This window comes from Gordonia amicalis NBRC 100051 = JCM 11271, assembly GCF_000332995.1.
Lineage (GTDB): Bacteria > Actinomycetota > Actinomycetes > Mycobacteriales > Mycobacteriaceae > Gordonia > Gordonia amicalis.
On sequence record NZ_BANS01000068.1, the window covers coordinates 1 to 12,252 of the forward strand.

Below are 12,252 nucleotides of genomic sequence, written 5' to 3' on the forward strand. Positions count from 1 at the left end.
ATACGGTGATCGAGCATCCGCCGGGCGCCGAAACCCAGGGGGACTGGGTGGAGCTGCCTGATCCTCCTGCCGAATGGGGGTGGGCGTGAACATCGTCACGGCCGAGTCAACGGACAAAATGAAGGACCACCAGCGCGACGCGCCGGTGGTCCCATAACTGGCAATCCAGGTGGTCCCATCCCTATGGCAAACAATCAGCCCAGGTGGTCCCTTCACGGTGGCAAATGACACCGTATTGGCCCGGTCGGTCGCGGTTGCACAGTCGGTGCATACCGGACGCAAGTCGCGCGCCCGGATCTGCCGGGTCAACGTTTGATATGACTGCCGGTAGCCGAGGTCCTCGAGTTCGTCGCACAACGTGCGCGCCCACAGATGCGGATCCTCCATCAGCCGCGCGGTCACGTAGTCGACAAACTCGCCGAACGGATCGACCTGGGGTTTGGCCCGGACTCCCGGCGTGGTCGTCTCGTTGAGATAGTTGCGGATCGTGCGACGGTTGCAGCCCAGGTGCCGGGCAATCGCCGAGATCGTCCATCCCTGCTTTCGCAGGGCATGTGCTTCCACGGATTCTCCTTGTGTGAGCATGAACGAGCGGGTCTCCCTCGAAGGCAGATGTGTGGTCAGAGACCATCAGCATCGAGGAAGGCCCGCCCTTGTAGGCGGTGCCACACAAGTGAGCAGTTTCAGTTAGCAGGACTGGGCAGTTTCAATGAGCGCCGTCACGCAGCGGAGTCGAGTTTGAGTACAGCGAGGTGCCCACGTAGTTGCTGGTACACCGAGATCGACGATTGTGACTGCGGTGCAGCACTGTTCGAGTCGTCAGCAGCTGTCGCACTGGTGGTGGTCATGGGAGTTGGGTCCTGTTCTGTGCGGCGCGTCGTACACGCTCAGATCGATCACCGACGCCTCTGTCGGCGTGGCGGGATGTGTGGTTGTGGTGTTGCGGCGCAGCGCTTCTGCGGCGTTTCGTGCGGTCTCGCCGGGCGGGATGCGTTCCTTGCGGCGATGCGGCCGGCGACTGGAGGAGGCGCCGGCTTGGGTCAGGGTGTCCAAGGCGACGACATGGCCGTGGTCACGCACCTGCGCTCCCGATCCGGCAGTGGCGAGGCGGTGGCGGGCGATCACGATGCCCGCATCGGTGGCGATGTCGATATGCCCGTCGCCCAGTCGCTCACTGACGTGCACTTCGCTCATCCGTGCCGGCGCGGTCTTCCACAAAGGCAAACTGCTCGAACGGCCCACCGACATCACCCCACCGCAACCGCCTTCAAACGGTGACGAGCGCACCGGAACGGAGGTCGCCTGAAACACCCCGATCCACAGGTCTTGACAATTTCTCCACATCGCCGTGGAGTCACCCATACCGTCTAGCGTTGTACGGACGCAATTCGTCTATCACGAGCGACCGTGCCGCGTCATGCCCTATGCCGATCCTTACCTGTTGACGGGATGGTCGGGAAGTTCAGGGACCGACGCTTGTCAGATCCCCATGGGTCCGTCCGCGTGTCTTTTGCGATGGTCCCGGGGCGCGCCGGAAGCGGTCGATGTCACCCGGCCACCAGCTTGCAGTGCCCAGCAGCACCGCTAGTGCCGGGACTACTAAGGTCCGCACCAGGAACGTGTCGAGCAGCAAACCGACACCGATGATGAACCCGATTTGCACCATCACATCGATGGAGCCGACCATCAGCCCGAACATGCTGGCTGCGAAGATCAACCCGGCCGAGGTGATCACCGAACCGGTGTAGGCGACGGTACGCATTACTCCGACCCGCACGCTCGCTCTCGTCTCCTCTCTCAGGCGTGAGACCAGCAGCATGTTGTAGTCAGCGCCCACCGCCACCAAGACGATGAACGACACCAGTGGAGCTGGCCAGGCGATCCCGGCACCGAGGATGTGTTGAAGTACGAGCACACCGATACCAAGAGCCGCCATATAGTTCAAGACGACGGTTGCAAGGAGATAGACCGGTGCAACGACGGCCCGCAACAACAGCATCAGGATCAGACCCACGATGAGAAGTGTGGCTATGCCAAGCAGTTTGAAATCGTACGACAACAACCGCTGGACGTCGGCATTGATCGCAGGAAAGCCCGCGACCGAAGCACGTCCGCCCTCCAGAGTGGTGTTCGGCATCGCGTTCTCGGCGACGCTAGACAGCTCGTTCGCCAGCGTCATTGCATCGGCAGAGTATGGGTCGTAGGAGGTCTGTACCGCATAGCGCACGGTTTTCCCGTCGGGCGAGATGAACTGTCGGGCGACCTGACTGAACTGCTGGTCCTTGAACGCATCCGCGGGGAGATAGAAGCCGGTTGCCGAATCAGAATCGCCGATCTCGCGGGCGGGAGCCCGAAGCTGTGCGGCGACCTGTGCTAGTCCACCGAGTAGCTGAACGTTGCTGTCCACCAAAGCCCCGACTCCGTTCGACAACTGACGTGCGCCGTCGGCGAGTGCGCCGACGCCGGACTCGAGTTGCGAGACCCTGTTCCCGAGGTCCTGTCCACCGATGGTCTGTAGTGCAGAATTCAGCGTTTGAAGAGAACGCTGCAGCTGTGCCATGTCGGTAGAGCCTGGCGCACTCACGCGGCCGAGTTGCGCGGCAAAGTTAGCCACCCTCGCGAGCGACTGATCATCCGCGAGTGCCCGGATGTCGGCCGTTTGCGCGCGCAGTGCCGAGCACTGCGCGATCTGCTGACACCACGGAGCTTCCAATGCGGACAACGCTGGCGCGACCGCGTCTGCCGCAGACTGGGCCCGACGTGCGAGTTGAGACAGCTCAGGCGCTCGCTGGGAGAACTGTCGAAGCGTTGGGGCGGCGCTCGCGAGTTGGTTCACCAACGGCCGGTACTCATCGAGTTGTGGGCCAAATGACGACACCTCGTCTAGCAACCCCGACAGCGGAGCGAGATTGGATGAGATCTGGTCTTCTAGCAGTGCCAGGCCTCCGGCGAGCTGCTCTGATCCGGTCTTCAGGACGGCCAGATCACCCTTGCGGGCCTGTACATCTCCGGTCTCCTCGGTGATCTTGGTACCGATCTGATCGTTCTGCCAAGACAATTGCGCCTGCTGCAGCTTCTCACCGGTTGGCCGCGTCACGCCAATGACCCTGGTCACGCCGGGAATCTGCGCGACGCGGGATGCCAACTGGTCGAGGTCGGCAAGGCCTTGAGCCGTGCGCATGTCGTTCTCGGACTCCACCACCAAGAATTCCGAGATAATGATGTCTTTCGGAAAGTGGCGGTTGAGCAGCGCGTAGCCTTCGTTGCTCCCTGTGTCAGTTGGCTGCCCCTCTCGATCGTCGTACGTGATCTGAATTGTTGCGGCGACCAGGGCGAGGCCAATCAACGCGACTACACTGATCGCGAGCAGAGGGACCGGCCGCCGGATAACCATGACTCCGACTCTTCTCCAGTAATCCCGCGTCAGGTCACGGCGGGGAAGGCCGGCCCCTCTCTTGGCAGCGAAGGAGAGCACGGGGGGCAACAATGTCACCGTCGCCAAGAATGCGAATGCTATGGCGATTGCGCAGGCCGGCCCCAAAGTGTTGAACACACTGAGCTTGGCGAAGGCCATAGCCAGGAAGGCTAGGGCCACAGTGCCCGCCGATGCGAGAACCACGCGGCCGATAGTTGCATTCGCGTGGGCAATAGCGGCATCAGGAGAGTTGCCTGCTCGAATACCCTCATGATAGCGGCTGATGAGGAACACCGAATAGTCAACTCCGGCACCGAAGATGATGACGGTCATGAACATCGAGGTGAACTGGGATACCGGCATGCCCAGCTCGCCTAGTCCAGATAGAACTCCGCGACCCACGGCCAAACTCATGCCCACGACAAGCAGCGGCATCAGCGCGGTGAACACCGAACGGTAGACGACGAGGAGGATCACGGCGATCAGCAGCACGGTGGCGACAGTGATCAGGACCAGATCCGACTCGCCCACGGCGAGTTGGTCGCTAAAGGTCGCGGGTGGGCCTGTCACACGGACTCTCGTCTCAGTGTCGCGAAAGATTCTCTCCGCGGTGTCGCGTACCGCTGCGACCGCCTCCGCGGTATCGGGTCCCCCGAGTGTGCCGGTCACTCCCACGGGCAGATACCAGGCTTGCTTGTCTTTGCTGAGAGCCTGACTCGCAGTGAGGGGATCGCTCAGCAGGTCTCGGACGGCGATGACGTGCTTGTCGTCCGCCCGCAGGGTGTCGACAAGCACGTGGTATCGATCGCGGGTGTTGTCGGACAGGCCTGCACTGTTCTCCATCACAACGAATACGGTGGTCTTGGCGCCGCGCTCGTCGAAAGAGGCGCCCATACGGTCCAAGGTCTGAAAAGACGGGACTCCGGCCGGGATCGGATCCACAGATTGTTCCCGTACCACTGACTCCAGTTGAGGAAAGAGAAGGCCTAAGCCGATAGCGGCACCGAGCCAAACCAGCGTCACAATCCCTTTGCGGCGGAGGGTAAACCATGCAACCCGCTCAAGGGTCGGACTGTATTCGCCGAGTTTCTCGCCCCCTCTCGACGAGCGGGTTCGAATGGGAGACGAACTCACCATGTGCAATATCCTCTCGACCTGAAGTGGGCGACCCAATCGTTCGGATCCGTCTGGCGAACGTCCGTGCGGTGGATGATTGTCACTTGTGGTGGTGCTCGGCCATGTCTTCGACCTCCTCGAGAGTGGTGGGCAGGTGGTAAGGGGGGGTGCTCTTACCTGAGATGCGGTATCGGCCCCAGAAGTCGGGATCCCCGACGACACACTCCGCTCGGCCCTCGGGGGTCGTAAATACAGCGATCGCGCGGGCGCCTTCCAGGAGCTCGTCGAGCTCATCATTCTTCTGAATCCGGCCATACCAGGTGTAGAGGCCGTTCAGCGGCTGGAAATAGCCTTTGATCTTCGCTTCGACATGGATCTCCGTCCCGCGGCACACCAGGGTCCCTTCGCCGGAGTAGTCGAGGTCATGGTCGTCGTACATGAGTCCTACCTTCTTCGCACTGAGCGTTGACAAGTAACGCGGCTCGTGGATACTAGCAGTACCAGATACTACAAGTAATGGGTACTGGGCGGGGTGCTGGGCGTCGGACCCAACTCCCAGCCTTGAACGACCGAGGAGACGACATGACCGTGCAGAATGTCCAGATCAAGCCCGACTTTTCGACGGAAGGCATGGCTCGGGTGAACGGACGCAAGCCCGTCGACATGGAACGATCGGCGGGTCGATTGTTGCGGTCTTCCGCAGAGAAGTTCTACGACGCGGAGATCGACATCGACTGGGAGTCGCCCTGGGAGGAAGGCAAGTACTTTCTGCCAGAGCACCGGGTGTCGCTATACGGCACCAAACTGTGGAACAAGATGACCGAGGAGCAGCGTCGCGAGCTGGGACGCCACGAGATCGTGAGCATCCTCAGCTTCGGCATCTACGCAGAGAACCTCTTGAGTTCGGCGCTCCTGCGCATGTCGGCAAAGGGGGCCCTAACCGATCAGAAGTCCCTATACGCGCTAACAGAAATCGGCGATGAGTCCCGCCATTCCACTATGTTCGCACGCCTTATTAACAAAACAGGCGTGCCCCCTTACAAGCTCCCTAAGGGCTTCTTGAGCTTCGCAAAGATCCTGCATTTCGTCCCCCTCGGACCGTCGGTGTCCGGAGCCACGCTGCTGATCGAGGAAATCCTGGACCGCGCCCAGCGCGAGGCGATGAACGACCCCGGTATGCAGCCTCAGCTTCGCCAGCTCATGAAGATCCATGTCCTCGAGGAAGCCCGTCACATTACCTTTGCGCGACTGGAGATGATCGAAGGCATGCAGCGTCGACGTAAGGCGACGCGCGCTTGGCACCGAGGAGTGCTTGCCGTCATCGCGAACCTGGCGTACCCGCTGCTCATAAATCCGAAAGTGTACCCCGCAGTGGGAATTAGCCGCTGGCGTGGCGTATGGGCACAACAAACCAGCCCAAACTATCGGACCAACCTGCAGTTCATGTCGGAGCCCATGATTCGGTTCTTCCATGAGGCGGGAATGCTGGAAGGCAAATTCACAATGGCCATGTGGCGCGCGACGCGGAGCCTTCCCGACGATCTCCGCTGATCTCCGTTCACGCGGCCGAGACGTCGCGGTCGACATCAGTTAGACCTGTGCGGAGCATTCTCGATGGCTTCGCGATCACCTCCGCCTCAACAGATCACCTGCTGCCACTGTGCGCAGGATGTGTTGTGCCAACGAACCCACGAGGGAGAAAGCATAAACATGGCATCATCAACTACCCGGCGCGCCTCGCGCGCCGCCGCCACAACTGACTCAACCGACGACCCGATTTCGACCAAGATTCTGATCATCGGAAGCGGGTTCTCTGGTCTCGGGATGGCCGCACAGCTAAGACGTCGCGGGTACAGCGACTTTCTAATCCTGGAGAAGGCAAGCTCCGTCGGTGGAACCTGGCGCGACAACACCTATCCGGGCTGTGCATGTGACGTCCCGTCGCTGATGTACTCGTACTCATTCGAGAGTCGAGGTAGCTGGTCGAAGGTGTGGTCGTCACAACCAGAAATTGAGCGGTATCTACAAGACGTGGCGGACAAGCGCGGCGTGACACAAAAGATTCATTTCGGTCAGAAGTTGGTTTCCGGATACTGGAGCGAGTCAGAGTCGCGGTGGCACCTGCGTACTGAGTCCGGACGTGAGTACATTGCTCAGTTCGTAGTCTCAGGAGTCGGTGCGCTGCATATCCCCAATTTTCCCGAAATTTCGGGGATTGAGGACTTTAAAGGCGAAGCGTTTCACTCCGCACAGTGGGATCATTCGGTGGATCTGGAGGGCAAGCGTGTCGCCGTGATCGGCACTGGTGCCAGCGCTATCCAGTTTGTGCCGTTCGTGCAGAAGGAGGCCATGTCCCTCAAGGTCTTCCAGCGAACCCCTGCCTGGGTCCTACCCCGCAAGAATTTCACCGTTCCGCCGGCCCTGCGGACTCTTCTGAGCAGACTCCCGATTGCACGTCGTATCGCCAGGTGGTCGGTGTACTGGGGTGCGGAGAGCCTAGCCTTCGGCCTCAACGGTCACTCCAACCTTATGCGGCCAATCGAACGGGTCGCTCGGTGGAACATTGAACGCTCCATCTCTGATCCGGTACTACGCAAGAAACTGACCCCCTCATATCGCATCGGCTGTAAGCGAATTCTGGGGTCAAACGACTATTACCCTGCACTTGCGGCGCCCAACACCACTGTCATCAGCGATCGGATTGAGAGGGTCACCGCTGATTCCATCGTCACCTCAGACGGCGTCGAGCACCCCATTGACGTAATTATTTATGCGACCGGTTTTCACGTGACTGATGGTTTCGATCAGCTCGCCCTGAAAGGTGCCACTGGCGAGGATCTCCCGTCCCACTGGCATCAGACGGGGATTAACACGCACCTGGGCATCACGACCGAGGGTTTTCCCAACCTGTTTTTCCTCCTCGGACCCAACACGGGCCTCGGCCACAACTCAGTGGTGTTCATGATCGAGCAACAGATCAAATACATCATGAAGGCTATCGACACAGTAGAAAGCCGAGGCGCTGAGAAGGTCGACGTACGCCCGTCCGTGCAAGAACGGTTCAACACCGACATCCAGCGGAAGCTGGCCAAGGGAGTGTGGACCAACGGCGGCTGCACGAGTTGGTATCTCGACTCGCAGGGCGTCAACCGGACCGTGTGGCCGGGCTTCACATGGCAGTACTGGCGCGCCACAAAAGATTTCGACCCCGCTGAGTACGACATCGCCTGAGCCCGAACGCACGGAGAGACACGATTCGTAGAAATGATGAGACGACATGAGTAATTCTGACCGGCATGATTACACAGGCAAGGTGGCAGTGATCACCGGTGCCGCGTCAGGGATCGGGCGGTCTTTGGCACTCCAGTTGGCGGAGCGAGGTGCCGCACTGGCACTGTCCGACATTGATGAGATGCACTTGAAGGAGACTGCAGAACTTTGCCGCACCACGTATGGGGCGACGGTAACCGCCGCCGTACTAGACGTTGCGGACCGCAGTGCGTTTCAGGACTATGCCGACGGAGTGCGGTCAGAGTCGGGCCACGTCGACATGGTGTTCAACAACGCCGGCGTGGCCTTGGGCGTCGACGTGGTCGACATGACCTGGGAAGACTTCGACTGGCTCATGGGCATCAACTTTGGCGGAGTCGTTAACGGGTCGAAGGCGTTTCTGCCTCACCTGATCGCGTCCGGGGACGGACATCTCGTTAACACGTCGAGCGTCTTCGGCTTGATCGGAATCCCCAGCCAGAGCGCATACAATGCCGCGAAATTCGGCGTCAGAGGCTTCACCGAGGCGCTCCGACAGGAGATGAAAATCAGTCGATACCCGGTCACCGTGACGTGTGTGCACCCGGGGGGTGTAAAAACCAACATCGTCAACAATGCCCGAGGCGTCTCCGCCATGGGGGCAGACACCGCGACTGTCGCCTCGTTGTTCGACAGGATCGCACGAAGCACCCCGGATAAAGCAGCGGCGACAATCCTCAAAGGTATGGACAAGAAGAAGGCACGAGTGTTGATCGGTGCGGACGCCCGCGGTTTCGACTTCGTGGCACGGGTGATCGGTCCCCGCTACCAGGACATCGCGGCGCCACTGACACGGGCGGGTTACGCGGTCGCACGTAGACAGGGGATCCTCAAGTGACCGTCGAACCCGATGCACGTCCGGCTGCCGCAGCCCGCTCACGCACCTTGACCGTCTCAGAAGTGACCCAGGAAACGAAAGACTCCGTCACCATTTCGTTCGAGATCCCCGATGCCATGGTCGAGGAGTTCAAGCATGTCCCAGGGCAATTCATCACCGTGAAGATCCCATCTGATCGGACCGATCATGTCGCACGATGCTACTCGTTGAGCAGCTCGCCTCACGTCGAGGACTTCCGTCTCGAGATCGGGATCAAGCGGACGGAGAACGGTTACGCATCGAACTGGCTGTGCGACAACGCGATCCCGGGAATGGAGTTGACCGTCCTCCCGCCGTCAGGGCACTTCACGGCTAAGAATCTCGACGTCGATTTTCTTTTCTTTGCAGGAGGAAGTGGGATCACTCCGGTCTTGTCGCTGATTAAGTCGGCCCTTGTGTGCGGCGGGGGCGAAGTCACACTGTTCTACGCGAATCGCGATGCCGAGTCGATCATGTACGAGGGCCAACTGGCGCAGATCACCTCCGAGTTCCCCGAGCGTTTCACGGTCTTCCACTGGTTGGAGTCGGCTATGGGGATTCCGGCACCTGAGGATGTCGAATCCGCCATACGTGAGCACCGCGGTGCACAGATCTACACCTGTGGTCCGGCGCCGTTCATGGATCTGGTGCAGAAGTCGGCGGAGGCCTGCGGTGTCGAGCACTCCTCGGTACATCGAGAAGTCTTTCAGTCACTGACCGGAGATCCGTTCGACATAGCCACGATGCGTCAGCTCAGCGACGACGATGGTGTGGCGACCGCCACAGTCTATCTGAATGGGCAGTCCATCACGACTGAGTGGCCGCGCAACACTCCGTTGCTCGACGTGCTATTGGCCCAAGGTCACAATGCCCCGTACTCCTGCCGAGAAGGGGCCTGCAGCGCGTGCGTATGCAAGCTGGTCGAGGGTGATGTAGAGATGGCACAAAACCACATCCTCGTTGAAGATGACATTGCCGACGGTGAACGGCTTGCGTGTCAGGCACTTCCGCTGACGGATGCAGTCACGGTGAGCTTCGATGACCTCTGAGATAGCGAGCGAGTCGCGAGTGTCGCGGCACCTCGAGGTCCTCTCCTCCGACGGAACCAGGTTATTCGCCCAGGAATTCGGCCCGGGCCGGGATGCTCCACTGCTGGTCTTTAGTCACGGCTGGGCCTGTCAGGGGCGTTTCTGGCGGCCACAGATCGAGCAGTTCGCGGCGACGCATAGGGTAGTGGTCTACGACCAACGCGGACACGGGTGGAGCGACCGGGGCCGGGCACCGTTCTCGGCGAGACTTCTGGCCGATGACTTGGAGGCCGTAGTTCGGGCGGTCGCCACTCCCACCGACAAGGCTGTCGTGGTCGGACACAGCATGGGAGGTATGTCCATCATGAGCTGGGCAGCTGAGTACCCAGCCTCGGTGTCGGAGCTGGCCCGCGGAGTAGTACTGGCAAGCACCGGGCCATCACAGTTGGTGGATCGGTCAACGTTGCTCAAAGTTCCCCGACAGCTACGACCGAGACTTGAACGGGCCTTCGCGGCTAGTCTTGCGGTCGCGGGACCCGAGGTGCGGGACACGCGTTTGTCTCGCCGCCTGATTCGTTACGGAACCCTGGGCCCGGGCGCGACTGTCGAGGTAGTCGATGAGTGCGCCGACATCGTGTTGCGATGCCCACCACAGGTGCGGGGGATGTGGGGTGCCGTTTTGGCGACAATCGACGTCAGCAGGGGGGTTGACTCGCTGACAGTGCCGGCGGCGGTCATCGTGGGCGATGCCGACAGACTGACCCCGGCGGCCCATTCGGTGGATCTCGCAGCGCGACTGGGTCGGCGGGGCGTTCTATTCGAATTCACTCTTCTCGACAAGGTCGGTCACATGTCCAACCTAGAGGCCGTTGGAGACTTCAATTCAGCTGTGGCCAGGTTAGACAGATCCGCCTGAAGCTCGTCTCATTAACCAATGTCACGGCCACGCGGGCGCCACGTGCTCACTGGCGCGACGAGTCGTCCATCCTGATAACGTAGGAGGCCATGTCTGTAGTCCGTCGAATCTCCGCGGCCCCGGTGAAAGTGCAGCGTCGTGTGCGCGACGCACGAAGCACGCGTTGGGACGACCACCGCGCTGTCGTTAAGGCTGAACTCGTCGACGCCGCTATACGCGCGATCGAAAAGTTCGGCGATGCCGTGAGCATGGACGATATTGCGGAAGAGGCAGGTGCGTCGAAACCTAAGCTCTACCGCCATTTCGGTGACAGAGCTGGGCTCTATTTCGCCGTGGCAGCACGTCTGGGTTCGATGATGTGGGAGTCAGCGCAGTCAACTCTGCTCTCCGGACAGGAAGACAGCTCCGTTGACGAGCTTTTCCGTTCAGCGATCTCTGCATACGTATCCTTGGTCGACGACCATCCAGCGGTCGTCCGTTTCCTCATGACGAAACACATGTTCCAGTACTCTGAGTCCGGCGAGGGAGGGCCCGCAGATCAGTTGAGATCGGCAATGGAGATCATTTCTGACGAGTTCGCTCGTGGCCTCCGAGAGGTCGGCGGCGACGAGTCCCTCGTCGCCGTAGCAGTGGCCTCTATCCTAGGGGCTGGTCTATCAGCGACCCAGTGGTGGATCGATCAGGGTCGGCAGAATGGAATGAGCAGGGACTTGTTTGCCGCGCACCTGCGCCAGACCTCGTGGGGGATTATTGACGGCGCTGCGGCCACGGTGGGCGTTCGCTTTCATAGAGACAGGCCCTTCGGAGACCCTGCATTCGCCACTCGCGTCGACCCCGTCTAATCACCTCGCGCGAGTGGTCCGCCCTGTTGTCACGCACGCGGCACGACAGCTCACTCAAACGATGTGTATCCCACAAGTCCTGACTGCGGTGTGTCGAAAGGACCCTGACCCCGGGTGTTGGACACGCTGAATCCCGCAAGATTGGCGGGGGAAGCGAGATGATCGACACCGATGGCAAGGAAGAATTATCCCGACGAGTTCAAACGGGACGCGGTAGAGCTGTACCGAGACACCGAGGGCACAACGATCACGCAGATTGCCGATGAACTCGGCATCTTGTCCATGGCCATGAGAAAGTCCCCACTGGTGGCCAGGTCGAGGTCCCCGCTGGTGGCCAGATAAAAGTCCCCACCCTGTGTTCGTCGTGTCGACCCGGAACTGAAGGCCCAGGCGATGACGGTGAAGGTGCCAACCGATCACCATCACCGCCCGGGAGTTCCATTGAAGTCTGCGAAGGACCGTATGGACATCATTTCTGCTTACCGAGAACTCGGAAGCTGGGCCTTGACCCCGGATGGTGGACACGGGATTTGGATTAGGCAGCTTCTGACAGCGTAGCGAATGTGTGGTGTTTTCGTAGCTGGCCGGGCTGGAATAGGCGCAGCGGGAGTGCCGTCGTCGGAGGTTGTAGCGGACCAGCCAGCGGAACACGTCGCGGCGGCAGGTAGCAGCGTCGGGCCACTGGCTGCGGTCCTGCAGGATCTCGCGTTTGAGGCTGGCGTTGAACGATTCGGCGAGCGCGTTATCGGCACTTGACCCCACCGCGCCCA

The 12,252-nt window shown here is 60.5% G+C and carries 10 protein-coding genes and 1 pseudogene; 6 read left to right on the plus strand and 5 right to left on the minus strand.

Features of this window, described 5'->3' with window-relative positions; translation table 11 throughout:
- The 4 genes from GOAMI_RS23685 to GOAMI_RS21910 form a co-directional block, all read right to left on the minus strand.
- Positions 1-585, minus strand: a 585-nt coding sequence (locus GOAMI_RS23685; protein ID WP_006438826.1) for a helix-turn-helix domain-containing protein, incomplete at its 3' end; no start/stop codon positions are given.
- 234 nt (positions 586-819) lie between these two features.
- Complete coding sequence (locus tag GOAMI_RS23690) at positions 820-1,362, minus strand: hypothetical protein (RefSeq protein ID WP_243829161.1); 543 nt, start codon at positions 1,360-1,362, stop codon at positions 820-822.
- A 100-nt stretch (positions 1,363-1,462) separates the two neighbouring features.
- Positions 1,463-4,552, minus strand: a complete 3,090-nt coding sequence (locus tag GOAMI_RS21905) for an MMPL/RND family transporter (RefSeq protein ID WP_006438828.1) — start codon at positions 4,550-4,552, stop codon at positions 1,463-1,465.
- Positions 4,553-4,631: 79 nt separating this feature from the next.
- On the minus strand, positions 4,632-4,970 hold the full coding sequence (locus tag GOAMI_RS21910; protein WP_006438829.1) for a DUF4873 domain-containing protein: 339 nt from the start codon (positions 4,968-4,970) through the stop codon (positions 4,632-4,634).
- 143 nt (positions 4,971-5,113) lie between these two features.
- Here GOAMI_RS21910 and GOAMI_RS21915 point away from each other — a divergent pair, with 143 nt between their 5' ends.
- The 6 genes from GOAMI_RS21915 (at position 5,114) to GOAMI_RS21940 (ending at position 11,482) form a co-directional block, all read left to right on the plus strand.
- Positions 5,114-6,082, plus strand: coding sequence for an AurF N-oxygenase family protein (locus tag GOAMI_RS21915; RefSeq protein WP_006438830.1), 969 nt, complete (start codon positions 5,114-5,116; stop codon positions 6,080-6,082).
- Positions 6,083-6,241: 159 nt separating this feature from the next.
- Entirely contained in the window at positions 6,242-7,762 is a 1,521-nt protein-coding gene (locus GOAMI_RS21920) for a flavin-containing monooxygenase (RefSeq protein ID WP_006438831.1), read from the plus strand.
- Between the two features lie 46 nt (positions 7,763-7,808).
- Positions 7,809-8,678: an SDR family NAD(P)-dependent oxidoreductase gene (locus GOAMI_RS21925; protein ID WP_006438832.1), complete on the plus strand. Its 870-nt coding sequence runs from the start codon at positions 7,809-7,811 to the stop codon at positions 8,676-8,678.
- A complete protein-coding gene (locus tag GOAMI_RS21930; RefSeq protein WP_006438833.1) occupies positions 8,675-9,745 on the plus strand; it encodes a ferredoxin--NADP reductase in 1,071 nt (356 codons plus the stop codon). Before GOAMI_RS21925 ends, GOAMI_RS21930 begins: the two co-directional genes overlap by 4 nt.
- Positions 9,735-10,640, plus strand: coding sequence for an alpha/beta fold hydrolase (locus tag GOAMI_RS21935; protein WP_006438834.1), 906 nt, complete (start codon positions 9,735-9,737; stop codon positions 10,638-10,640). The genes GOAMI_RS21930 and GOAMI_RS21935 overlap by 11 nt, the downstream gene beginning before the upstream one ends.
- 89 nt (positions 10,641-10,729) lie before the next feature.
- Positions 10,730-11,482, plus strand: coding sequence for a TetR/AcrR family transcriptional regulator (locus GOAMI_RS21940; RefSeq protein WP_006438835.1), 753 nt, complete (start codon positions 10,730-10,732; stop codon positions 11,480-11,482).
- A 573-nt stretch (positions 11,483-12,055) separates the two neighbouring features.
- Here GOAMI_RS21940 and GOAMI_RS22840 read toward each other — a convergent pair.
- Positions 12,056-12,252 (minus strand): annotated as a pseudogene (locus tag GOAMI_RS22840) (integrase core domain-containing protein); the annotation flags it as partial.

Bases quoted from the DNA above. Each gene is read 5' to 3' on its own strand.
- GOAMI_RS23690 (WP_243829161.1), bottom strand. From the start codon at position 1,362: ATGGGTGACTCCACGGCGATGTGGAGAAATTGTCAAGACCTGTGGATC.
- GOAMI_RS21905 (WP_006438828.1), bottom strand. From the start codon at position 4,552: ATGGTGAGTTCGTCTCCCATTCGAACCCGCTCGTCGAGAGGGGGCGAG.
- GOAMI_RS21910 (WP_006438829.1), bottom strand. From the start codon at position 4,970: ATGTACGACGACCATGACCTCGACTACTCCGGCGAAGGGACCCTGGTG.
- GOAMI_RS21915 (WP_006438830.1), top strand. From the start codon at position 5,114: ATGACCGTGCAGAATGTCCAGATCAAGCCCGACTTTTCGACGGAAGGC.
- GOAMI_RS21920 (WP_006438831.1), top strand. From the start codon at position 6,242: ATGGCATCATCAACTACCCGGCGCGCCTCGCGCGCCGCCGCCACAACT.
- GOAMI_RS21925 (WP_006438832.1), top strand. From the start codon at position 7,809: ATGAGTAATTCTGACCGGCATGATTACACAGGCAAGGTGGCAGTGATC.
- GOAMI_RS21935 (WP_006438834.1), top strand. From the start codon at position 9,735: ATGACCTCTGAGATAGCGAGCGAGTCGCGAGTGTCGCGGCACCTCGAG.
- GOAMI_RS21940 (WP_006438835.1), top strand. From the start codon at position 10,730: ATGTCTGTAGTCCGTCGAATCTCCGCGGCCCCGGTGAAAGTGCAGCGT.